Origin of the sequence: Caballeronia novacaledonica, assembly GCF_900258035.1 — a bacterium.
In the GTDB taxonomy this organism is placed as follows: Bacteria; Pseudomonadota; Gammaproteobacteria; order Burkholderiales; family Burkholderiaceae; genus Caballeronia; species Caballeronia novacaledonica.
Map to the genome: position 1 here is coordinate 22,716 of NZ_OGTP01000031.1, position 21,641 is coordinate 44,356.

At 64.4% G+C, this 21,641-nt stretch carries 18 protein-coding genes; 9 read left to right on the forward strand and 9 right to left on the reverse strand.

From position 1 onward, the window contains the following. Window position 1 precedes the first annotated feature (1 nt). A complete protein-coding gene (hpnN, locus tag NOV72_RS28600) occupies window positions 2-2,662 on the reverse strand; it encodes a hopanoid transporter HpnN (RefSeq protein WP_106857892.1) in 2,661 nt (886 codons plus the stop codon). Window positions 2,663-2,930: 268 nt separating this feature from the next. Here hpnN and NOV72_RS28605 point away from each other — a divergent pair, with 268 nt between their 5' ends. Then, complete coding sequence (locus tag NOV72_RS28605) at window positions 2,931-3,548, forward strand: MlaC/ttg2D family ABC transporter substrate-binding protein (protein WP_106857893.1); 618 nt, start codon at window positions 2,931-2,933, stop codon at window positions 3,546-3,548. 30 nt (window positions 3,549-3,578) lie between these two features. Here NOV72_RS28605 and NOV72_RS28610 read toward each other — a convergent pair whose 3' ends face one another. Beyond that, window positions 3,579-4,217, reverse strand: a complete 639-nt coding sequence (locus tag NOV72_RS28610) for a response regulator (protein ID WP_106857894.1) — start codon at window positions 4,215-4,217, stop codon at window positions 3,579-3,581. Then, window positions 4,207-5,634 carry a cache domain-containing protein gene (locus NOV72_RS28615; RefSeq protein ID WP_106857895.1) on the reverse strand — a complete coding sequence of 476 codons (1,428 nt, stop codon included), beginning with the start codon at window positions 5,632-5,634 and terminating at the stop codon, window positions 4,207-4,209. Before NOV72_RS28615 ends, NOV72_RS28610 begins: the two co-directional genes overlap by 11 nt. A gap of 154 nt (window positions 5,635-5,788) precedes the next feature. Between NOV72_RS28615 and NOV72_RS28620 the strand changes: the two genes are divergently transcribed. From NOV72_RS28620 to NOV72_RS28635, 4 genes are all read left to right on the forward strand, one after another. Continuing rightward, window positions 5,789-7,873: a carbon starvation CstA family protein gene (locus NOV72_RS28620; RefSeq protein WP_106857896.1), complete on the forward strand. Its 2,085-nt coding sequence runs from the start codon at window positions 5,789-5,791 to the stop codon at window positions 7,871-7,873. Window positions 7,874-7,882: 9 nt separating this feature from the next. Next, window positions 7,883-8,077, forward strand: a complete 195-nt coding sequence (locus NOV72_RS28625; RefSeq protein WP_008354281.1) for a YbdD/YjiX family protein — start codon at window positions 7,883-7,885, stop codon at window positions 8,075-8,077. Window positions 8,078-8,214: 137 nt separating this feature from the next. After that, window positions 8,215-8,454: a type II toxin-antitoxin system Phd/YefM family antitoxin gene (locus NOV72_RS28630; RefSeq protein WP_425428799.1), complete on the forward strand. Its 240-nt coding sequence runs from the start codon at window positions 8,215-8,217 to the stop codon at window positions 8,452-8,454. Further along, window positions 8,451-8,846, forward strand: coding sequence for a type II toxin-antitoxin system VapC family toxin (locus tag NOV72_RS28635; protein ID WP_106857897.1), 396 nt, complete (start codon window positions 8,451-8,453; stop codon window positions 8,844-8,846). The genes NOV72_RS28630 and NOV72_RS28635 overlap by 4 nt, the downstream gene beginning before the upstream one ends. A 67-nt stretch (window positions 8,847-8,913) precedes the next feature. On the opposite strand, the gene hpnH is transcribed toward NOV72_RS28635, so the two are convergent. From hpnH to NOV72_RS32100, 3 genes are all read right to left on the reverse strand, one after another. After that, window positions 8,914-10,068, reverse strand: a complete 1,155-nt coding sequence (gene hpnH / locus NOV72_RS28640; protein WP_106857898.1) for an adenosyl-hopene transferase HpnH — start codon at window positions 10,066-10,068, stop codon at window positions 8,914-8,916. 13 nt (window positions 10,069-10,081) lie between these two features. Continuing rightward, a complete protein-coding gene (ispH, locus tag NOV72_RS28645; protein ID WP_106857899.1) occupies window positions 10,082-11,044 on the reverse strand; it encodes a 4-hydroxy-3-methylbut-2-enyl diphosphate reductase in 963 nt (320 codons plus the stop codon). 75 nt (window positions 11,045-11,119) lie between these two features. Next, window positions 11,120-11,443: a hypothetical protein gene (locus NOV72_RS32100; RefSeq protein WP_146150055.1), complete on the reverse strand. Its 324-nt coding sequence runs from the start codon at window positions 11,441-11,443 to the stop codon at window positions 11,120-11,122. A 25-nt stretch (window positions 11,444-11,468) separates the two neighbouring features. On the opposite strand from NOV72_RS32100, the gene NOV72_RS28650 reads away from it, so the two are divergent. After that, window positions 11,469-12,671 carry a glycosyltransferase gene (locus NOV72_RS28650; RefSeq protein ID WP_106857932.1) on the forward strand — a complete coding sequence of 401 codons (1,203 nt, stop codon included), beginning with the start codon at window positions 11,469-11,471 and terminating at the stop codon, window positions 12,669-12,671. 14 nt (window positions 12,672-12,685) lie between these two features. Here the strand turns inward: NOV72_RS28650 and NOV72_RS28655 are convergent, their stop codons facing one another. From NOV72_RS28655 to hpnA, 3 genes are all read right to left on the reverse strand, one after another. Continuing rightward, window positions 12,686-13,204, reverse strand: coding sequence for a hypothetical protein (locus NOV72_RS28655; RefSeq protein WP_106857900.1), 519 nt, complete (start codon window positions 13,202-13,204; stop codon window positions 12,686-12,688). A 184-nt stretch (window positions 13,205-13,388) separates the two neighbouring features. Further along, the gene (locus tag NOV72_RS28660) at window positions 13,389-15,635 is read right to left on the reverse strand and encodes an NADP-dependent isocitrate dehydrogenase (protein WP_106857901.1); all 2,247 of its coding nucleotides are present in this window, start codon (window positions 15,633-15,635) and stop codon (window positions 13,389-13,391) included. A gap of 242 nt (window positions 15,636-15,877) precedes the next feature. After that, window positions 15,878-16,888, reverse strand: a complete 1,011-nt coding sequence (hpnA, locus tag NOV72_RS28665) for a hopanoid-associated sugar epimerase (protein ID WP_106857902.1) — start codon at window positions 16,886-16,888, stop codon at window positions 15,878-15,880. 173 nt (window positions 16,889-17,061) lie between these two features. Between hpnA and NOV72_RS28670 the strand changes: the two genes are divergently transcribed. The 3 genes from NOV72_RS28670 to NOV72_RS28680 are packed head-to-tail and all read left to right on the forward strand — an operon-like array spanning window position 17,062 to window position 21,640. After that, window positions 17,062-20,187 carry a response regulator gene (locus NOV72_RS28670; RefSeq protein ID WP_106857903.1) on the forward strand — a complete coding sequence of 1,042 codons (3,126 nt, stop codon included), beginning with the start codon at window positions 17,062-17,064 and terminating at the stop codon, window positions 20,185-20,187. A 17-nt stretch (window positions 20,188-20,204) separates the two neighbouring features. Continuing rightward, window positions 20,205-21,041 carry a CheR family methyltransferase gene (locus NOV72_RS28675; protein WP_106857904.1) on the forward strand — a complete coding sequence of 279 codons (837 nt, stop codon included), beginning with the start codon at window positions 20,205-20,207 and terminating at the stop codon, window positions 21,039-21,041. 2 nt (window positions 21,042-21,043) lie between these two features. Continuing rightward, on the forward strand, window positions 21,044-21,640 hold the full coding sequence (locus tag NOV72_RS28680; protein WP_106857905.1) for a chemotaxis protein CheB: 597 nt from the start codon (window positions 21,044-21,046) through the stop codon (window positions 21,638-21,640). The last annotated feature ends 1 nt before the right edge of the window (window position 21,641 follow it).

Genomic DNA, 21,641 nt, shown 5'->3' on the forward strand with positions numbered 1-21,641 from the left:
TTCATTCTTCAATTCCTCTTAGGTTGTCATGTCGTTGCGCCGCCCTGAGCTTCGCTCGCGCCGCCGCGCGCACCTTGCGCGGCTTGCCCATCAGAACGGGCTGGAAAACCACCGCGCCGATCAGCGTGCAAAAGAGCGACAGCGCCAGCAGCCGTCCCATGCTGGACGTGCCCGGATGATGAGAGAACCACAGGCTGCCGAATGCCGTCGCCGTCGTGGCCGCACTGAACATAACGGCATGGGTGAGGCTGGACTGTAGCAAGCGCGTCTGCCCGGAACGCCACGCCATCACGAAATAGATCTTGAACGCGACGCCGACGCCCAGCATCAGCGGCAGCGCGATGATGTTCGCGAAGTTGAGCGGCATCCCGAAGACGACGCACAGTTCCAGCGTGACGATCGCGGAGACGAGCAACGGTACCAAAGTTCTTAAAACATCGCCAAAACGGCGCAGCGCGATCCACAGCAGCACGGTGATCGCGATGAGCGAGTAGAGCGCCGCCTGCTCGAACGCCCGGATGATCGTCTCCGCCGAATGGCGCACGGAAATCGGCCCGCCGATCGCGTCGGGTTCGGCCTTCTGCACGGCGTCGGCGAAGCGGGCGAGCAGCGCGTCGTCGTTCGGATCGACGCCCGGCGGGATTTTCGGCGCGATATCGACGAGCGCCTGGCCCTGCGGCGTCACGAACGACGCGACCATCTGCGGCGGCAGCGTTTCGCGCGTGATTTCCGTCGGCGTGAGCAGCGCGCGCAATTGCGCGAGCGCGAGGCGCAGCGGCTCGGCCATCGCGTGCTCGGCGCGATCGCGCGTCGCGGCGTCGGCTTGCGCCAGCTTCGCGAGCGTCTGCGACAAATGCTTCGCTTCCTTGTCGCCGGGTCCGGGATGTTCGTCGGCGGCGAGCGAGAGCTGGCTCGACACGCGTTTCAGCGCCGCGACGCGCACCGCGTCCGTCGCGGGCGACGCCGTCTGCTGATCGAGCGCGGGCAGCAGTTGATCGGCGGCGGATTTGATGAGTTCGAGCTTCTTCGGCTGATCGGACGGAATGAGCGAGGAGAGCGTCGTCGCGCTGCCGACTTGCGGCAGTTTGCGCAGCTTCGCGGCGATGTCGTCCGCCGCCGCGAGCGAGGGCGCGAGCACCGCGACATCGTTCACCGCGCCTTCGGGCGAATCCTTGAGCGCGATGAGCGTCGCCATCGACTCGGTGTGCGGATCCTTCAGATGCAGCGGATTGAAGTCGAAACGCAGATCGAAGAGCAGCGGCAGCGCGCCGATCACGACCACGAGCGTGCCGATCAGCACCGGCTTGCGGTGTTTGTCGAGGAATTCGTCGAGCGGCGCGAGCACCGGAAAGCCTGGCGAGTGCGCTTCGCCCGGCGGCGCGAAGACCTTGATGAGCGCGGGCAAGAGCGTCATGTTGGTCGCGTACGCGACGAACATGCCGACGCCCGCGATCAGCCCCAGTTCCGACACGCCGCGATACGCGGTCGGCAGAAACGAGAAGAAGCTCGCGGCCGTCGCGGTGGCGGCGAGCGTGAGCGGCACCGCGACATGGCGCGCGGTTTCCGCGAGCGATACGTCGAGCCGTTTGTGCTTGTAGCGCTCCTCGCGATACTTCACGCCGAACTGGATGCCGAAGTCCACGCCCAGGCCGACGAAGAGCACCATGAACGCGACCGAGATCATGTTGAGCGCGTGGACCATCATGAGGCCGAGCGCGGCGGTGATCGCGAGCCCGACGAAGACCGTGACGAACACCGCGAAGATCATGCGCTTCGAGCGCAGCGCGACCCAGAGAATGATCAGCACGACGAGGAAAGTCAGCACGCCGTTGAGCACGGCGCCGTCCTGCACGGACGCGAATTCCTCGTCGGCGAGCGGTTGCGCGCCCGTCAGATGCAGCGTCGCGCCATACTTTTTGTCGAGGCCGAGTTCGGCGGCCTTCGCGCGAATCTCGTCCGACGTGCCCGCCGCCGCCTTCAGCGCGTTGAAGTTCAGTTCCGGCAGGACGGTGACGAACGCGCGTCCGGGCGCGTTTGCATTCGACGCATCCGCGAGGCCGCGCCACGAGAACGCGGCGGGCTGATTCGCGAGGACCCGGTCGAGCACGGTCGCGCTCCTGCCGAGCAGACCGGCCATCTGGCCGAGATTGACCTGTCCCAGCGTCAGCGGCAGATTGAGCGTGGTGTTGAGCGTCTGCGCGAGGCCGGTGAGCGTCGGGTCGTGCGCGAGCGTGTTGATGAGCGGGCGCGCCTGCACGAGCTGCTTCGTGACCTGCTCGACCTTGTCCGCCGGCAGATACAGCAGGCCGTCGTGCTCGAAGAACGCGCCGCCTTCGGGCTGCGAAACCGACTTGAAGCGCTCCGGCTCCTTCGCGAGCGCGGCGGCGAGTTCGTTGGCGGCGGCATCGGCGAATTCCTGGGCGGGCGCCTGAACCACGATCAGCAGCGTCGCGCCGCGCTGCGGAAACGCCGCGTCGATGGCCTTGCTGCGCGCAGCCCATTCGGGCTCCGTCTCGATCAACTGGCTGACGTCGGTGCTGATTTTGAAGTGATGGACGACATAAATCGTGGAGAGCACGCCGAGCAGAAGCGAAACGGCGATAATCCACGCCGGCCGGCGGATGGCGAGAGTGACGAAGCGAGTAATGTTGGACGTCAGCATGAAGACGCTACCTGGAGTGCCCTGTTATCTTTTATGCGTGCGAACGCGCGAATTGCATGATGCCGACCGCCGGAAACCGGATCACTTCCGTGAAAATGAAACGATGCGGGAAGCCGCGCAAGTATACCGGGCGCATCGCAACGCGCCGTGCTTGAACTGTCGCGGCGCGGCGGTGTCGATATACTGACCTCGCAGCCGGCTGGCCGCTCGTGCAATGTCCGAAGGCCGCACAACCCGCGCCACCAAACCTGATTAGAGAACGGGTGCCATGAAACGCTATCTGTCTTTTTGCTTTGCTTTCCTCCTTGCCTCGCTGTCCTTTACGGGCGAGGCGCTCGCACAAACGAGTCCCGATGCCGTCGTGAAGAACGCCGTCGAAGGCACGGTCAACGCGATGAAGGCCGACCCGCAGGCGCGCGGCGGCGACATGGCGAAGATTACGCAGCTCGTCGAAACGCGCTTCCTGCCCGCCACCGACTTCCAGCGCACCACGCGCATCGCGGTCGGCAAAGCCTGGGCGAGCGCCACGCCCGAGCAGCAAAAGCAGCTTTACGACCAGTTCCAGACGCTTCTGGTCCGCACCTATGCGGCCTCGCTCGCGCAGTTGCGCGATCAGGACGTGACGTTCAAGTTCGACGCGCCCAAACTCGACGCCAACGCGAAAGACACGGTCGTCGAATCGCACGTCATTTCCACGGGCGGCGACAACCCGGTGCGCTATCGTCTGGAGAAGACGCCGCAGGGCTGGAAAATCTACGACATCGACATGATGGGCGCTTGGCTCATCCAGGTCTATCAGCAACAGTTCGTCGGCCAGTTGCAAAAGGGCGGCGTCGACGGTCTCATCAAGTTCCTTTCCGAGCACAACGCCCGTTCCGCGGGCTGAGTTCGCGTCTCTTTCGCCGGCAGGCCGGCTTCAGGTCCGGCGGTGCTCCACCGCGAACTTGATCAACTCGGCCTGTCCGTCGATGTCCAGTTTGCGCTTCAAATTCAGCCGATGCGTTTCCACCGTGCGCACCGACAGCCCGTGCTGCTGCGCGATCTGCTTGCTCGACAAGCCCTCGGCCAGCGCATCGAGGATGTCGAGTTCGCGCGGTGTCAGACGTTCGAGCGGCGTCTGCATCGACTGTGCCTGAATCATGCGCGCGGCGAGCCCGGCGCTGAAAAACGTCTTTCCGGCGAGCACCGCGTCGATTGCCTGAATGATCTCGGTGGCGGGCGAATCCTTCAGCACGTAGCCGCTCGCGCCCGCGCGCACCGCCTGCTTCACGTACTCCACGTTGTCGTGCATCGACAACATCAGCACGCGGATGCCCGGGTGCCGCTCGTGAAAAAGCGCCGCCAGTTCGATGCCGCTCATGCCGGCCATGCCGACGTCCATCAACGCGAGATCCGGCGGATTCGACTCGCTGGCGGCGAGCGCGAGCGCTTCGTTCGCGTTGCCGGCCTCGCCGATGACCGTGAGACGCGGTACGGAGTCGAGGCGCGCGCGCAGGCCGTCGCGCACCAGCGGGTGATCGTCCACGAGAATGATGCGGGCGGGCTCAGCGCTCATCGGTATGTCCTTGGAGATTGGGAGCCGCGAGCGGCAGCGGCACGCTCGCGGCGATCGACGTGCGGCCGAGTTGCGAGCTGATCGCCAGTGTGCCGCCGAGCGTGTCGAGCCGCTCGCGCATGTTGCGCAGACCGACGCCGCTCGCCGGATCGGACAACGCGCTGTGCGCGTCGAAGCCGCGGCCGTTATCAGTGATGTCGAGTGTGACGGCGTGTGCGGCGATATCGAGCGTGATCGCCGCGCGCGACGCCTGCGCGTGTCGCGCGATGTTGGTCAGCGCTTCCTGCGCGATGCGAAAGAGCACGGTATTGACGGGATCGGGCAGGGTCGTGCGCTGCGTCGCACAAGGCGTGCCGTCGTCCGTCGATTCGAAGCGCGCCGCGATGCCGCCGTGTCCGTCGAATTCGCGCGCGAGCTGTTCCAGCGCGGCGGCGAGACCGAGATCGTCGAGCATCGCGGGGCGCAGCGCATGCGAGATGCGGCGCACTTCGCGCAGCGTGCCGGAGAGGCGTCCGAGGCTCGTCGCGAGCGCGGCTTCGGCGGTCGGCTCGCGCGCCGCGCCGCGCTCGAAACGCGCGAGCGCCGATTCGAGCAGCAGCTTCACCGAGACGAGCATCTGGCTGATGCCGTCGTGCAACTCGCGCGACAGCCGCGCGCGTTCCTGTTCCTGCGAGTCCACGACCTGCCGCGCGAGGCGCTTCAGCTTCGCGTCGGCGCTGCGATGCTCGCTGATGTTGAGCACCGCGCCGCACACCGCGATGATCGCGAGCGCGGCGAGCGCGATCCCGCCGATCCACATCAGCGTGCGTTCGATGTTCGCGGCCGCCTGCGAATCGATGCGCGCGAGCGTCGTTTCGACATCTTCCAGATAGATGCCGGTGCCCATCATCCAGCCCCAGCGCTCGAGCGGCACCACGTAGCCGAGCTTCGGCGCGAGCAGCCCGGTGGACGGCCGGCGCCAGACGTAGCGCACGTAGCCGCCGCCTTTCGATGCCTGCGTGACGAGTTCCTGAATGGTCAGCGCGCCGTTCGGGTCGCGCATCAGCCAGAGATCGCGCCCGACGAGATCGGGCTGGCGCGGATGCATCAGCGACATGCCGTGCATCGTGTAGACGAAAAAGTAGCCGTCCTGTCCGAAGTCGAGCCGCTGGAGCGCGTCGAGCGCGAGGCGGCGGCGTTCGTCGTCGCTGCGCGGATCGTTCGCGGGCGCGTCGTAGTAGGGCGCGATGGCGCTCTTCGCGATCTCGACGTAATGCCGCAGTTCGATCTCCTTGCTCGACATGTACGCGGCCTGCGTGGTGTCGTGCTGCGCCTGTGCGAGCGATTGCGCCTGCTGGCGCACTCCGTAGGTGATGCCGCCGATCGCCAGCGCGAACGGCACGATCGCGAGCAGGAAGATCTTTGCCTTGAGATTCATCGATACAGATACAGGGTTTTCCGCTACGTGAAGCCACGTAGCGCGCATACGTAGTTATGCGCTTGTAAGCGCCGTGGCGAAAGCGAATACTACCGCCCAATGCGCTATCACGGCGCATCCATCGACCTCACGGGTCAATAACTAAGGAGACGCCATGAATCGGGCTTCCGGATTCCTGGTCTGGATCGCGCTCGCGCTGCTCGGCGCGTTCGCATTCGGCACCATCGCACTCGCGCACGGCGAGCGTATCAGCGCACTATGGATCGTCATCGCGGCGGTCTGCGTCTATCTCATTGCTTACCGGTTCTACTCGCGCTTCATCGCGGCGAAGGTCCTGCAACTCGACGGCCTGCGCATGACGCCGGCCGTTCGTCATAACGACGGCCTCGACTACGTGCCGACGAACAAATTCGTGCTCTTCGGCCATCACTTCGCGGCGATCGCGGGCGCGGGTCCGCTGGTCGGTCCGGTGCTCGCCGCGCAGATGGGCTACACGCCCGGCATGCTGTGGATTCTCGGCGGCGTGGTGTTCGCGGGCGCGGTGCAGGATTTCGTCGTCCTGTTCATCTCGACGCGCCGCGACGGCCGCTCGCTCGGCGATCTCATCAAGATGGAACTCGGCACCGTGCCCGGCGTGATCGCGCTCTTCGGCGCGTTCCTCATCATGGTGATCATTCTCGCGGTGCTCGCGCTGATCGTCGTGAAGGCGCTGACCAATTCGCCGTGGGGCACGTTCACGGTCGCGGCGACCATTCCGATCGCGCTCTTCATGGGCATCTACACGCGCTACATTCGTCCGGGGCGCATCGGCGAGGTGTCGATCATCGGTTTCGTCGGCCTGATGCTCGCGATCGTATATGGCGGGCAAGTAGCCGAATCGGCGACGCTCGCGCCGTACTTCACGTTCACGGGCGTGCAGCTCGTGTGGATTCTGATCGGCTACGGTTTCGTCGCGTCGGTGCTGCCGGTGTGGCTGCTGCTCGCGCCGCGCGATTATCTGTCGACGTTCCTCAAGATCGGCACGATTCTCGGCCTCGCGATCGGCATTCTGATCGTCGCGCCGGAGCTGAAGATGCCGGCCTTCACGAAGTTCGTCGATGGCAGCGGGCCGGTGTGGTCGGGCAATCTGTTCCCGTTCCTGTTCATCACGATCGCGTGCGGCGCGGTGTCGGGCTTCCACGCGCTGATCTCGTCGGGCACGACGCCGAAGATGATCGATAACGAAGTCAACATGCGCTTCATCGGCTATGGCGCGATGCTGATGGAATCGTTCGTCGCGATGATGGCGCTCGTCGCCGCCTGCGTGATCGAGCCGGGCGTGTATTTCGCGATGAACAGCCCCGCCGCGCTGCTCGGCTCGACGCCCGAAGCGGTTGCGCAGACCGTGTCGAGCTGGGGCTTCCTGCTGACGCCGGACATGCTGACGTCGACGGCGAAGGCGGTCGGCGAGACGACCATCGTGGCGCGTGCCGGCGGCGCGCCGACGCTCGCGGTCGGCATGGCGCACATTCTTCATCAGGTGATCGGCGGCCCGGCGATGATGGCGTTCTGGTATCACTTCGCCATCTTGTTCGAGGCGCTTTTCATTCTGACCGCCGTCGACGCCGGCACGCGCGCCGGCCGCTTCATGCTGCAGGATCTGCTCGGCACGTTCCATCCGGCGCTGCGCCGCACGGAGTCGCTGCCGGCCAATCTCGTCGCGACGGGGCTGTGCGTCGCCGCGTGGGGCTACTTCCTGTATCAGGGCGTGGTCGATCCGTTCGGCGGCATCAACACGCTGTGGCCGCTCTTCGGCATTTCGAACCAGATGCTCGCGGGCATCGCGCTGATGCTCGGCACCGTCGTGCTGTTCAAGATGAAGCGCGAGCGCTATGCGTGGGTCACGCTGGTCCCGACGATCTGGCTGCTCATCTGCACGCTGACGGCCGGCTGGCAGAAAATTTTCGACGCGAATCCGAAGGTCGGCTTTCTCGCGCACGCGGGCAAGCTGAAGGACGCGTACGACGCGGGCAAGGTCATGGCGCCGGCGAAGTCGCTCGCGGAGATGCAGCGCATCATCTTCAACGATTACGTCGATGCGGCGCTTGCCGGGCTGTTCATCTTCGTGGTGGTGAGCATCGCGGTGTACGGCGTGCTGGCGGTGCTGCGCGCGCGTCGCGAAGCGAAGCCGACGGTGCGCGAGACGCCTTTCGAGGCGATGCCCGCGGGTGCGGGCGCGGCGGTTCGTTCGAGCCACTAGGAGCGCGCGATGTTCAGCGATCTTCGACAAGCGGGACGGTATCTCGGCCAGACGATGCGTCTGATGGTCGGGATGCCCGATTACGACGCGTACGTCACGCACATGCAGACCACACATCCCGACAAGCCGGTGATGAGCTACGCGGAGTTTTTCCGCGAGCGTCAGGAAGCGAGGTATGGATCGGGAGCGGGGAAGTGCTGCTGAGTTGATGGCGCTTCGGATTGACGAGAACGCGACGGTGATGAGCCGTCGCGTTTTTTTTTGTGCGTGCGGAAATGTCCGTTGTGCCTATTCCATTCGGACGAGGCTAAAATGACCACTTAAAAATGACCATGGGCGCTATCATGAGTGTGAAGCGAGTTTCGAAATCGGAGTTCAAGGCCAAGGCGCTCGAGTACTTCCGGCTCGTGGAATCGACAGGAGAACATATCATTGTGACCGACCATGGAAAGCCCGTGCTCGAAGTCCGGCGTTACGAGAGTTCATCGCTGACGCCGCTGGAAGAACTGCGCGGAAGCGTGCTGTTTTGCGAAGATGCATTCGAACCGATCGGCGAGGACGACTGGGAGGCGTATCGATGATCGTGCTGGACACGCACACGCTTCTTTGGTGGATCGGCGGAGGGGCGCTCGGCAAAGCGGCGCGCGCGGCGATCAAGGAGGAATCGGGTGAAGACGGAGAAATCGTCGTCTCCGCCATCAGTGCGTGGGAGATTGCACTACTGGTGAGACGAGGCAAGATCGGATTATCGATGGACGTCGGCGACTGGGTCGAGCGGGTCGGTCGAATCGACGCTGTGCGGTTCATGCCGGTGGATAGCAGCATTGCCATCAGATCGATCGAACTGCCCGGCGACTTTCACAATGATCCTGCAGATCGCGTCATCGTCGCGACGGCGCGCGCGCTTTCGGCGCCCCTGGTGACAAGGGATCGGCTGATTCGCAAATACGAGCACGTCAGAACGATCTGGTAGACAAAAACAAAAAGGGCGGATGACCCAAGTCACCCGCCCTTCGCGTTTCTACACGTTCAACCGCAACTCAATTCACCGCCGCCGCCGTCTTCGCGCCCTTGTTCTTCTGCGTGCGGCCGATCTCTTCCAGCTTGATCTCCACATGCCGCGAGAACACGTATTCGGCCGGACGCTGCTTGTCGATCGGCAGATCCTTGGCGAATGCGCCCGTCGTACGCGGACCCGAAAGCGCGATCTTCGCGGCCTTCAGCGGATGCGCAACCGTATCCATCACGGCGGTCGCCTCGAAGCCGCAATGAACCATGCAGTCCGCGCACTTTTCATACTTGCCCGTGCCGTACTTGTCCCAGTCGGTGGTTTCCATCAGTTCCTTGAAGGTCTTCACGTAACCTTCGCCGACCAGATAGCAGGGCTTTTGCCAGCCGAACACCGTGCGCGCCGGGTTGCCCCACGGCGTGCACTGATACGTCTGGTTGCCCGCGAGAAAGTCGAGGAACAGCGTCGACTGGCTGAACGACCAGTTCTTGCCGTTATTGCCGCGCTTGAAGATTTCGCGGAAGAGATTCTTGGTCTTTTCGCGATTCAGGAAGTGCTGCTGATCCGGCGCGCGCTCGTACGCATAGCCCGGCGAAACCGTGATGCCATCGACGCCGATGGGGCCGAGCGTGTCGAAGAAATTCGCCACGCGCTCGGGTTCGGCATCGTTGAACAGCGTGCAGTTGATGTTCACGCGGAAACCGCGGCGCTTCGCTTCCTTGATGGCGGCGACGGCCTTGTCGTACGTGCCCGGCTGCGAAACCGAGTGATCGTGCGCCTCGCGGTCGCCGTCGAGATGCACCGACCAGACGAAGTACGGGCTCGGCTCGTAGTCGTCCATTTTCTTTTCCATCAGGAGCGCGTTCGTGCAGAGATACACGAACTTCTTGCGCGCCATGATGCCCTTCACGATCTGCGGCATTTCCTTGTGCAGCAAGGGTTCGCCACCCGCGATCGACACGACCGGCGCGCCGCATTCGTCGACGGCTTCGAGGCATTCCTGCAGCGACAGACGCTGGTTCAGGATCGGATCCGGATAATCGATCTTGCCGCAGCCGTTACAGGCGAGATTGCAGCGGAACAGCGGTTCCAGCATCAGCGCGAGCGGGTAGCGCTTGTTGCCCGTCAGGTGCTGCTTGAAGATGTAGGCGCCTACGCGGGCCTTCTGGAGCATCGGGATAGACAATTGCGTCCTCTCCTTATTCTTCGCGAATCGCGGTTGCCGCAACGGCGGCGACCGGCTGGGTGAGCTTCGCGGGGAGTTTGAATTCGACCTTTTCCTCACGGCCGTTCATCGTCGTGACTTCGACGTTTCCGAACGCGCGCAGGGCATCGATCACATGTTTGACCATTTCCTCGGGTGCCGAAGCGCCCGCGGTGATGCCGACCGTCTGCACATCGGCAAACCACTCCGGCTTGATCTCTGAACCGTCCGCGACGAGGTAGCTCGGAACGCCGGTCTCGGCGCCGATCTCCCGCAGGCGGTTCGAATTGGAACTATTGGTCGCGCCGACGACGAGCAGCACATCCACCTGGCTCGACAACTCGCGCACGGCGGCCTGGCGGTTCTGCGTCGCGTAGCAGATGTCGCGCGTGTCCGGGCCGACGATATCCGTGAAACGGCGCTGCAAGGCATCGATGATGCCGCGCGTGTCGTCGACCGAAAGCGTGGTCTGCGTGACGTACGCGACGGGCGTGTCCGGCGCGAGCGTCATCTTGTCCACTTCGCCTTCGCTCTGCACCAGCACGACTTCGCCCGGAATCTGCCCGATCGTGCCTTCCACTTCCGGATGACCCGCATGGCCGATGAGAATCAGCGTGCGTCCCTGAGACACGTACTGACGACCCTGCACGTGAACCTTCGTGACGAGCGGGCAGGTAGCGTCCAGCACGTCGAGCCCGCGCGTCTGCGCATCCTTTTCGACGCTCTGCGCGACGCCGTGCGCGCTGAAGATCGCAACCGCGCCGTGCGGCACTTCATCCAGCTCTTCGACGAAACGCGCACCCTTGCTGCGCAGGTTGTCGACGACATGACGGTTGTGAACGATTTCGTGACGCACATAGACGGGCGCGCCATGTCGTTCGAGGGCCCGATCGACGATTTCGATCGCACGGACCACACCCGCACAAAAGCCGCGGGGTTGAGCAAGGATGATACGCATATTCGAACGAACTCCGACTGACGCGGGTTTCGGGGTTAGCTGGCGCGAAGCTCGCGCTTTCCTTTGATTCGGCCTTCACGACGCCTCGGAAACGTCAGGAACGCGCCGGGAAAAGCAGACCGGAAAAAAAGACACGGTGATGTCCGTCTGCGCGCCGAAGATGACCGCGTATTCTAACCCGTTCCCTTTTTGGGTGCTCAATGCCCGCTTCACTGCGCGCCGCCGGCCGCCGCGCGCCAATACGACAATTTCGAGAACCCAGTAAACTGTCGAGCGCCCCCGAACCGCACGGCGGCACGACTTGCGCCGTTCGAAGGTTCCGGGCCGCGCTTGCGGCGCGGGCAAATGTGTGTCTTTTTCGCGCAACGCCTCGTCGATCGCGCCATCCGGCCGCGTCACCGTTTTCGAAATAATCGTTTATTCCATGCTACTGATCGCCTGGCTGTCTTTTTTGATCTGGATTGTGCTGCTGTTCGCCCGCGGCGGTTTCTGGCGCGCCGAGCCCGCGCCGGCGCTGTCCGTTACGACGGTCCACGCCGTCGGCAACGCGGAGATCGCGCGTCGCGGCGCGTGGCCCGCGCTCGTGGCCGTCGTGCCGGCGCGCAACGAGGCCGACGTCATCGGGCGCGCGGTCGGCTCGCTCGTGAAGCAGGACTATGCGGGCGCGTTCCATGTGATCGTCGTCGATGACCACAGCACCGACGGCACCGCCAGCGTCGCGCTCGCCGCCGCCCGCGAGCTCGGGCTCGAAGACCGTCTCACGGTGCTGACCGCGCAGCCGTTGCCGCCGGGCTGGTCGGGCAAGGTGTGGGCGCAGTCGCAGGGCATCGGCGCGATCGATTCGCTCGGGCTGCCCGCCGAGTTCCTGCTCCTGACCGACGCGGACATCCACCATCCCGCCGATGCCGCGACGCAGCTCGTCGCGCGCACGATTCTCGAAGACCGCGATCTGGTCTCGCTCATGGTGCGTCTGCGTTGCGATTCGCTCTGGGAAAAGATGCTGATTCCCGCGTTCGTGTTCTTCTTCGCGAAGCTCTATCCGTTCGCCTGGGTCAACGACGTGAAGAAACCAACGGCCGGCGCGGCGGGCGGCTGCATGCTCGTGCGCCGTTCGGCGCTGGTGGAGGCGGGCGGCATCGAGTCGATCCGTCAGGAACTGATCGACGATTGCAGTCTCGCCGCGCGCATCAAACATCGCGCGGGCCGCAACGACGCGCGCCCGATCCGCCTCGATCTCGCCGATCGCAGCGAATCGCTGCGTCCTTACGATAGCTGGCGCGATATCTGGAACATGATCGCCCGCACGGCGTTCACGCAATTGCGCTATTCGCCGTTGCTGCTCGCCGGCACCGTGCTCGGCATGGCGGTGATCTATCTCGCGCCGCCGGTGCTCGCGCTCGCCTACGGCGCGCGGGCCTGGCCCGCCTGCGCGGCGTGGGCGTTCATGTGCATCGCCTATGGTCCGACGCTGCGCCACTACCGCCGGTCTCTCTTGTGGGCGCCGCTTCTGCCGCTCGTCGCGTTGTTCTACGTGAGCGCGACGATCGGCTCGGCCGTGCGTTTCTGGAGCGGAAAAGGCGGGCAGTGGAAGGCGCGCGTGCAGGCGCCGACTCAGGAAGGTTCGTAAGCCGCGGCGGGCGCTTACTTCTTCGTCAACATGGCATACAGCTCGACGACCATGTTCGGCGAAAACGTGAACGGCACCCAGCCGTGCCCGGCGTGACGCATGACCAGCAGGCGGTCGCCGTTCGCGTATTTCTGCGTCGCCATGACCGGATTTTTGGTGGCCGCGAACCGCCATCCGGGCGCGATGCCGGCGGGCTGCTCCGGCGACATCGACGCGCGCACGTTCGACAATTCCTCGATAAGCTCCGAAACCCCTTCCGGACTCAGTTTCACCGTCTTGCCCGCGATCGTCATTTCAATCGCATCGCGCTGCGGGCGCGAGACGACGAGCGTGGGCGGCTCGTTCAAGCCGGGCGGTTCGGCGGGCGCGGCGGAATCGGCCGGTTCGCGTGCGTCGTGCAAAGCGGGCGGTTCGTCCGATTCGACGAATGGAGCGGCAGACGAGCCGGCGGATGATTCGGCAGATGCGGCGGCGTTCTGAAGGAGCGTGTCGAGGCTCGACTCCAGCGCGCCGAGCTGGTCTTGTAGGTTCATGCGAGTGTGTCTGTGTCTGGCAAGCGGGAAGCGAGGCAACGATTCTACCCGCTCGAATTTGGCGAGGTCGGCACAGGTTGTAACCAATTGCACCGAACGTGCGGATTACACGGCCGATTTTCGTCGGTCCAAAAACAAAACCGGCATCCCCGAGGAGATGCCGGTTCATCGGACGCGTGACGCCTTACTTCGCGCGCACGTGCTCGAGCGCGGCGTTGAGCGTCTTGCTCGGACGCATCACCGCTTCGAGCTTCTTCTCGTCCGGCATGTAGTAGCCGCCGATATCCGCCGCATTGCCCTGCACGGCGGCGAGTTCGTCGACGATCTTCTGCTCGTTCTCGGCAAGCGTCTTCGCGAGCGGCCCGAACAGTGCCGCGAGTTCCTTGTCCTCGGTCTGCGCGGCGAGCTCTTGCGCCCAGTACATCGCGAGATAGAACTGGCTGCCGCGATTGTCGAGCTGGCCGGTCTTCGGCGACGGGCTCTTGTTGTTGTCGAGCAGCTTGCCGGTGGCGGCGTCGAGCGCCTTCGCGACGAGCTTCGCACGCGCGTTGTCGTTCTTGATGCCGAGTTCTTCCAGCGACACCGCCAGCGCGAGGAATTCGCCGAGCGAGTCCCAGCGCAGGTGGTTTTCCTGCACGAGCTGCTGCACGTGCTTCGGCGCCGAGCCGCCCGCGCCCGTTTCGTACAGGCCGCCGCCCGCCATCAGCGGAACGATCGACAGCATCTTCGCGCTCGTGCCGAGTTCCATGATCGGGAACAGGTCGGTGAGGTAGTCGCGCAGGATGTTGCCGGTGACCGAAATCGTGTCCATGCCGCGAATCACGCGTTCGAGCGTGTAACGCATTGCGCGCACTTGCGACATGACGTGAATGTCGAGGCCCTCGGTGTCGTAGTCCTTCAGGTACGTCTCGACCTTCTTGATGAGTTCGGCTTCGTGCGGACGATACGGGTCGAGCCAGAACACGGCGGGCGTGCCCGAGTTCTTCACGCGCGTGACGGCGAGCTTCACCCAGTCGCGGATCGGTGCGTCCTTCACGAGGCACATGCGCCAGATGTCGCCCTTCTCGACTTCCTGCGTGAGCCCTTCGACGACTTCGTTCGTCGCGTTATCGACGATGCGCGCGGTGCCGTCTTCCGCGATTTCGAAGGTCTTGTCGTGCGAGCCGTACTCTTCGGCCTTCTGGGCCATCAGGCCGACGTTCGGCACCGTGCCCATGGTCTTCGGATCGAACGCGCCGTTGGTCTTGCAGAAGTTGATGATTTCCTGATAAATGCGCGCGAACGTGCTTTCCGGAATCAGGCACTTCGTGTCTTGCGGACGACCGTCCGCGCCCCACATCTTGCCGCCGGCGCGGATCATCGCGGGCATGGAAGCGTCGACGATGACGTCGTTCGGCGCGTGCAGGTTCGAGATGCCCTTGGCCGAATCGACCATGGCGAGCGCCGGGCGGTGCTCGTGGCACGCGTGCATGTCGCGGATGACTTCGTCGCGCTGCGATTCCGGCAGCGTCTCGATCTTCGTGTACAGATCGACCAGACCGTTGTTCACGTTGATGCCGAGCTCTTCGAAGAGCTTCGCGTGCTTCGCGAACGCGTCTTTATAGAACACCTTCACGGCGTGGCCGAAGACGATCGGGTGCGAGACCTTCATCATGGTCGCCTTCACGTGCAGCGACAGCATGACGCCCGTCTTGCGCGCGTCTTCCATCTGTTCTTCGTAGAACTCGACCAGCGCCTTCTTGCTCATGAACATGCTGTCGACGATCTCGCCGTCCTGCAGCTTGACCTTCGGCTTCAGCACGATGGTCTCGCCGCGCTTCGTGACGAGCTCCATGCGCACTTCGCGGGCTTTGTCGTTCGTGATGGACTTTTCGCCGTGATAGAAGTCGCCATGCTTCATGTGCGCGACGTGCGTGCGCGAAGCCATGCTCCACTCGCCCATGCTGTGCGGATGCTTCTTCGCGTAGTTCTTCACGGCGAGCGGCGCGCGGCGGTCCGAGTTGCCTTCGCGCAGAACCGGATTCACGGCCGAGCCGAGACACTTGCCATAGCGCGCGCGGATGGCTTTCTCTTCGTCGTTCTTCGGCTCTTCGGGGTAGTCGGGCAGCTTGTAGCCCTTCGACTGCAGTTCCTTGATCGCGCTCGTCAACTGGTGCAGGGACGCGCTGATGTTCGGCAGCTTGATGATGTTCGTGTCGGCGCCTTGCGTGAGTTCGCCGAGCTTCGCGAGGTTGTCGGGAACCTTCTGCTCGTCGGTCAGGAATTCGGGGAATTCGCCCAGGATGCGCGCGGCCACCGAGATGTCGCTCGTCGCGACGTTGACGCCCGCCGGCGCGGTGAAGGCACGGATGATCGGCAGAAAGGCGCTGGTCGCGAGCAGCGGAGCTTCGTCGGTCAGGGTGTAGATGATGGTGGGTTGCTGATTACTCATCGCTTGTCTCGACATCCGAAAACAGGTTGAAAAAACCGCCGGCCTCGGCACCCCTCCGGCAACAAACCGCTATTCTGCCTGATTTTGCGGGGTGCGCGTGTGAATCTCGCCGCGCGAGAACGGCCAAAACGGGCGTTTTTCTTGCTATATCAATAACTTAACGTTTTTCAAGTCTTATACAAGAGTTGCGATCTTGTGCCGCGTTGCGCCAGCCGGAACGTTTCACGAAATGATTCCGTGCTTCATCTGGCGAGATACCCGTTCGCGCGGAACCAGTCGAGCGCGTCCTTCAAACCTTCCCGGTACGGCCGCGCGCGGTAGCCCAGTTCGCGTTCGGCCTTCGCCGACGTGAAGTACATCTTGTTCTTCGACATGCGCAACGCATCGCGCGTGACCATCGGTTCCTTGCCGGTCAGCTTGGCGATCAGTTCCGCGCCCAGGGCCACCGGATAAAGCGGCCCGCGCGGCAGCCTGATGGTCGGCGGCTTGCGGCCGACGAATCCGGCGATATCCGCGAGCATTTGCTGCAAGGGCAGATTCTCGCCGCCGAGGACGTACCGCTCGCCCGTCTTGCCGCGCTCCAGCGCCAGAAAGTGCCCGTTCGCGACATCGTCCACATGCACGAGATTCAGGCCCGTATCGACGAAGGCGGGAATCTTGCCCGTCGCCGCTTCGACGATGATGCGCCCGGTTGGTGTCGGGCGCACGTCGCGCGGGCCGATCGGGGTCGACGGATTCACGATCACCGCGGGCAGCGCGTTCTCCGCGACCATGCGCTCGACGGCGCGCTCCGCGAGCACCTTGCTGCGCTTGTAGGCGCCGATGGTGCTCGCCGGATCCGACGGCTTCGTCTCGTCGGCGATCGCGCCGGAACTCGTCACCTTCAGCGTCGCGACGCTGCTGGTATAGACGATGCGCTCGACGCCTTCGGCCAGCGCCGCGCGCATCGTCGCCTCGGTGCCTTCGAGATTCGCGCGCTCGATCTCGCTCGGGTCCGGCGCCCAGATGCGGTAATCGGCCGCGACGTGAAACAGGAAGCGCACGCCCTTGAGCGCGGCGCGCATCGACGCCTCGTCGCGCATGTCGCCGACGACGATCTCCGCGTTCAGCGATTCGACGTTCTTGCGCGGGCTCGTCTTGCGCACGAGCACGCGCACGTTGAAACCGCGTTCGATCGCGAGCCGCGCGACCGCCGACCCGACAAACCCCGAGGCGCCGGTGACGAGCACGCGAGAGCCGGAAAAATCAGTCATTCTTACCTCGTTGAAAATTACTGGCGCGGCGGTTTTCGTAACAACTGCCGCGCGGGAAAGCATGCGCCGATCGGCTGCAAAGCCCGATGTGACAAGGGCTTGCGGCTCATGCTAAGGTCCGTGCCTGCTGCCGGCGCGAGGCCCGCGCAAAACGTAAACACAACCGGTGGACGATGCCTCAAGACACTCGAAACTTAAGCTCCTGGATTTACTTCGCCATCGCGCTCGCGCTCGTTGTCGTGTTCAGCATCGACGTGCTCACGCCGATGCGCGTCGCAATCTGGATCTTCTACGTGCTGCCCGTCGTGCTGTGCGTCTGGGCCGACAAGCCATCGGTGCCGATCGTCACCGCGGGCGCATCCGCGGCGCTGATGATCGCAGGATACGCACTCTCCGCCAGCATCGATCCGAACACGAGCCGCGAAGTGCTCCAGATCAACCGCGCGATGGGCATCGTCGTGCTGCTCGCGCTCGCGGCGGTGGCGCATCTATATATCAAATCGCGGCTGGCCGTACAACGCACGACGTGGCTTCAGCAAGGCATCGTGCAACTCGGCGTGAAGCTGCGCGGCGAGCAGTCTCCGGCTTCGATCGGCGTGAGCATTCTGCGTTCGATCATTCCGTACGTGGAAGCGAAAGTCGGCGTCGTCTATGCGCTCGAAGGCGATGCGCTCATGCGCGTGGGGGCGTGGGCGCTGCCGGACGAGGGCGGCGCGCCGGAGAAGATCGCGCGCGGCGAAGGGCTCGTCGGCCAGGCGATCGAAGAAGCGCGCGTGCTCGAACTGCGCGACGCGTCGTCGCATTATCTGAAAGCCGGTTCCGCGCTCGGATCGGCGACGGCATCGCACGTGCTGATCGCGCCGCTTTTCGCCGACGGCGACGTCGCGGGCGCGATCGAACTCGGCTTCGTCGGCAGCGAAGGGCGTTTCGGCGATGCGCGCGCGCTCCTCGACATGGCATCGGAACCCATCGGCATGGCGCTGCGTTCGGCGCGTTATCGCGCGCGGCTCGTCGAACTGCTCGAAGAGACTCAGCGGCAGAGCGAGGAATTGCAGGTGCAGCAGGAAGAACTGCGCGTGTCGAACGAGGAACTCGAAGAGCGCGGCCGCGCGCTGCAGGATTCGCAGGCACGTCTCGAACAGCAGCAGGCGGAACTCGAACAGACCAACGTGCAGCTCGAAGAGCACACGCAGCATCTGGAACGGCAGAAGGCCGAGCTGTTGCAGGCGCAGCAGGAACTGACCGCGAACGCGCTGGAAATGGAGCGCGCGAGCCAGTACAAGTCGGAGTTCCTCGCGAACATGTCGCACGAACTGCGCACGCCGCTCAACAGTTCGCTGATTCTCGCCAAGCTCCTGCAGGACAACAAGCACGGCAACCTGACCGACGAGCAGGTGCGCTACGCGGCGACGATCCATTCGTCGAACAGCGATCTGCTTTCGCTCATCAACGACATTCTCGATTTGTCGAAGGTCGAGGCGGGACAAATGGACGTGCAGTTCGCGCCGACTTCCGTCGATTCGATCCTGCAGACGCTGCGGCAGACCTTTGCGCCGGTCGCCGGAAACAAGGGGCTCGAATTCGTCACGCAGCACGGCGAGAACGTGCCGCAGTACTTCGTCACCGACAGCCAGCGCCTTCTTCAGATCCTGCGCAATCTGCTGTCCAACGCGTTCAAGTTCACCGAGCGCGGCAGCGTGACGGTCGCGGCCGAGCGCGCGGGCGACAACGCGCTGCGTTTCGACGTGCGCGACACGGGCATCGGCATCGCGCGCGAGAAGCAGGACATGATTTTCCAGGCGTTCCAGCAAGCCGACGGCACGACGAGCCGCAAATACGGCGGCAGCGGCCTCGGGCTGTCGATTTCGCGCGAGTTTTCGCGGCTGCTCGGCGGCTCGGTGTCCGTGTCGAGCGAAATCGGGCAGGGCAGCGTGTTTTCGGTGACGCTGCCGATCGCCGCGCGCGAAGGCACCGTCACCGCGAAGCTCGAAACGATCGGCACGACGAGCGAGCCGGCGCCGATGCCCGCGCCGGCGCCCGTGCCGCCGCCGCCCGTTCAGACGCCGGTTGCGATGCCCGAGCCGATGGCCATCGCCGACGATCGCGCCGACCGCAAGCGACCGGATCGCGTGATTCTCGTCATCGAGGACGATCAGCCGTTCGCCGGCATTCTCTACGATCTCGCCCACGAACTCGACTTCGACTGCGTGCACGCCGCCACGGCGACGCAAGGCGTCGAGCTCGCGCGCTCGCTTCAGCCGAACGGCATTCTGCTCGACATCGGCTTGCCGGACCAGTCGGGACTCACGGTGCTCGAATGGCTGAAGCACGATCCGCTCACGCGCCACATCCCGATTCACGTCGTCTCCGCGACCGATCACGCCGATGTCGCGCTGCATCTGGGCGCGATCGGCTATACGCTCAAGCCGAGCGCGCGCGACGACCTCGCCCGCGCGATCCGCAAGCTCGAAGCGCGTTCGGCGCAAGGCATGCGCCGCGTGCTGGTCGTCGAGGACGATCCGGCGCTGCGGCAGAGCATTCACGCGCTGCTCGCGAGCGAGACGGTCGGCATCGTGGAAGCGGGATCGATCGCGGAGGCCATCGAGGAGATGCAAAGCGCGACGTTCGACTGCGTCGTGATGGATCTCGCGCTGCCCGACGGCTCCGGCTACGAATTGCTCGAACGCGTGTCGGCGGGCGGCGGGCAGGCGTCGCCGCCGGTGATCGTCTATACGGGACGTTTGCTGTCGCAGGAAGAGGAGCAGCGCCTGCGCCGATATTCGAAATCGATCATCATCAAGGGAGCGAAGTCGCCGGAGCGTCTGCTCGACGAAGTCACGCTGTTCCTGCATAGCGTGGAAAGCGCGTTGCCGCCCGAGCAGCAGCGCATGCTGCGCGCGGCGCGTCAGCGCGACGACGTGTTCGAGGGCCGCACGATCCTGCTCGCCGAAGACGACGTGCGCAACATCTTCGCGCTCTCGCGCGTGATCGAGCCGCTCGGCGCCACGCTCGAAATCGCGCGCAACGGGCGCGAGGCGCTCGAAGCGCTCGCGCGCCGCGGCGACATCGACCTCGTGCTGATGGACATCATGATGCCCGAGATGGATGGCCTCACCGCGATGACCGAGATCCGCAGGCGCACGGAATTCGCACGCCTGCCGATCATCGCGCTGACGGCGAAGGCGATGCCGAGCGATCGCCAGAAATGTCTCGAAGCGGGTGCGGACGATTACATATCCAAGCCCATCGACGTGGATAAGCTCGTGTCGCTGTGCCGCGTCTGGCTGCGCCAGCGATGAACGGAGTCCTCTCTCAGATGAATGACGGCCGCCACGACGAAGAAGCGACGTTCGACATCGAACTGAAGCTGATTCTGGAAGCGATCTACCTGCGCTATCAGCACGACTTCCGGCATTACTCCGTGAGTTCGCTGAGACGCAGGCTCGCGCAGGCCGTGCATGATTTCGGCCTGCCGACGCTGTCGCATCTTCAGGAGCGCATCCTGCGCGACCCGGCGCTGTTCGCGCGGCTCTTTCAGTACCTCACGGTGCAGGTGAGCGAGATGTTCCGCGACCCGCAGTATTTCCGCGCGATCCGCGAGCAGGTGGTGCCGATTCTGCAGACCTATCCGTCGATCAAGGTGTGGGTCGCGGGATGCAGCAGCGGCGAGGAGTTGTGGTCGCTCGCCGTGCTGTTCGCCGAAGAGAAGATCGCGGACCGCACCGTTTTCTACGCGACCGACATCAACGCCGAAGCCTTGCGTCAGGCGGAGAACGGCATCTATCCGCTGGAGCGCATGGCGGGCTTCAGCCAGAACTATCTGGCGGCGGGCGGCAAGCGCTCGCTGTCGGACTACTATCACGCGGCTTATGGCGCGGCGAAGTTCTCGCAGACGCTGAAGTCGCGCGTCGTGTTCGCGGATCACAGTCTCGCGACGGACAGCGTGTTTCTCGAAGCGCATCTGGTGTCGTGCCGCAACGTGCTGATCTATTTCGATCGCGCGCTGCAGGATCGCGCGCTCGGCCTTTTCAGCGATTCGCTCGTGCGGCGCGGCTTCCTCGGTCTCGGCAGCAAGGAGAGCCTGCGCTTTTCCACGTACGCAGACCGTTTCGCGGACTTCAATCCGCGCGAGCGGCTTTACCAGAAGGTGTGACGATGTTCGACGCGGACCGCATCGGGGCAGTCGTGATCGGCGCATCGGCGGGCGGCGTCGAGGCGCTCAATCAGTTGCTGCCCGGCTTGCCGAAGGCGTTCGCGCCGCCGCTGCTCGTCGTGGTGCACGTGCGTCAGGGGCAGCCGAGCCTTCTGCCCGGATTGTTCGCGTCGCGCTGCGAGCTGGCGATCGAAGAGCCGTTCGACAAGGACGAGATCGCGCCGGGCACCATCTATTTCGCGCCGCCGGGCTATCACATGCTCGTCGAGTCGGAAGGCGGCGCGGCGCCGGCGATCGCGCTGTCGGTCGATCCGCCCGTGCGCTTTTCGCGGCCGTCGGTGGATGTGCTGTTCGAATCGGCGGCGCATGCGTACGGCGAGCGGCTGCTCGGCATCGTGCTGTCGGGCGCGAACGACGACGGCGCGCGCGGCGCACGCGCGATCCGCGATGCGGGCGGCACATGCTGGGCGCAGGATCCGGCGACGGCGACCGCGCCCGCGATGCCGCTCGCGGCCATCGCGCAAGGCGCGGTGAACGAAGTGCTCACGCTGGATCACATGGCGATGCGGCTCACGCAATGCATCGGCTACAGGCAATGAA

Bases quoted from the DNA above. Each gene is read 5' to 3' on its own strand.
- hpnN (WP_106857892.1), bottom strand. From the start codon at position 2,662: ATGCTGACGTCCAACATTACTCGCTTCGTCACTCTCGCCATCCGCCGG.
- NOV72_RS28605 (WP_106857893.1), top strand. From the start codon at position 2,931: ATGAAACGCTATCTGTCTTTTTGCTTTGCTTTCCTCCTTGCCTCGCTG.
- NOV72_RS28610 (WP_106857894.1), bottom strand. From the start codon at position 4,217: ATGAGCGCTGAGCCCGCCCGCATCATTCTCGTGGACGATCACCCGCTG.
- NOV72_RS28615 (WP_106857895.1), bottom strand. From the start codon at position 5,634: ATGAATCTCAAGGCAAAGATCTTCCTGCTCGCGATCGTGCCGTTCGCG.
- NOV72_RS28620 (WP_106857896.1), top strand. From the start codon at position 5,789: ATGAATCGGGCTTCCGGATTCCTGGTCTGGATCGCGCTCGCGCTGCTC.
- NOV72_RS28625 (WP_008354281.1), top strand. From the start codon at position 7,883: ATGTTCAGCGATCTTCGACAAGCGGGACGGTATCTCGGCCAGACGATG.
- NOV72_RS28635 (WP_106857897.1), top strand. From the start codon at position 8,451: ATGATCGTGCTGGACACGCACACGCTTCTTTGGTGGATCGGCGGAGGG.
- ispH (WP_106857899.1), bottom strand. From the start codon at position 11,044: ATGCGTATCATCCTTGCTCAACCCCGCGGCTTTTGTGCGGGTGTGGTC.
- NOV72_RS28650 (WP_106857932.1), top strand. From the start codon at position 11,469: ATGCTACTGATCGCCTGGCTGTCTTTTTTGATCTGGATTGTGCTGCTG.
- NOV72_RS28655 (WP_106857900.1), bottom strand. From the start codon at position 13,204: ATGAACCTACAAGACCAGCTCGGCGCGCTGGAGTCGAGCCTCGACACG.
- NOV72_RS28660 (WP_106857901.1), bottom strand. From the start codon at position 15,635: ATGAGTAATCAGCAACCCACCATCATCTACACCCTGACCGACGAAGCT.
- hpnA (WP_106857902.1), bottom strand. From the start codon at position 16,888: ATGACTGATTTTTCCGGCTCTCGCGTGCTCGTCACCGGCGCCTCGGGG.
- NOV72_RS28670 (WP_106857903.1), top strand. From the start codon at position 17,062: ATGCCTCAAGACACTCGAAACTTAAGCTCCTGGATTTACTTCGCCATC.
- NOV72_RS28675 (WP_106857904.1), top strand. From the start codon at position 20,205: ATGAATGACGGCCGCCACGACGAAGAAGCGACGTTCGACATCGAACTG.
- NOV72_RS28680 (WP_106857905.1), top strand. From the start codon at position 21,044: ATGTTCGACGCGGACCGCATCGGGGCAGTCGTGATCGGCGCATCGGCG.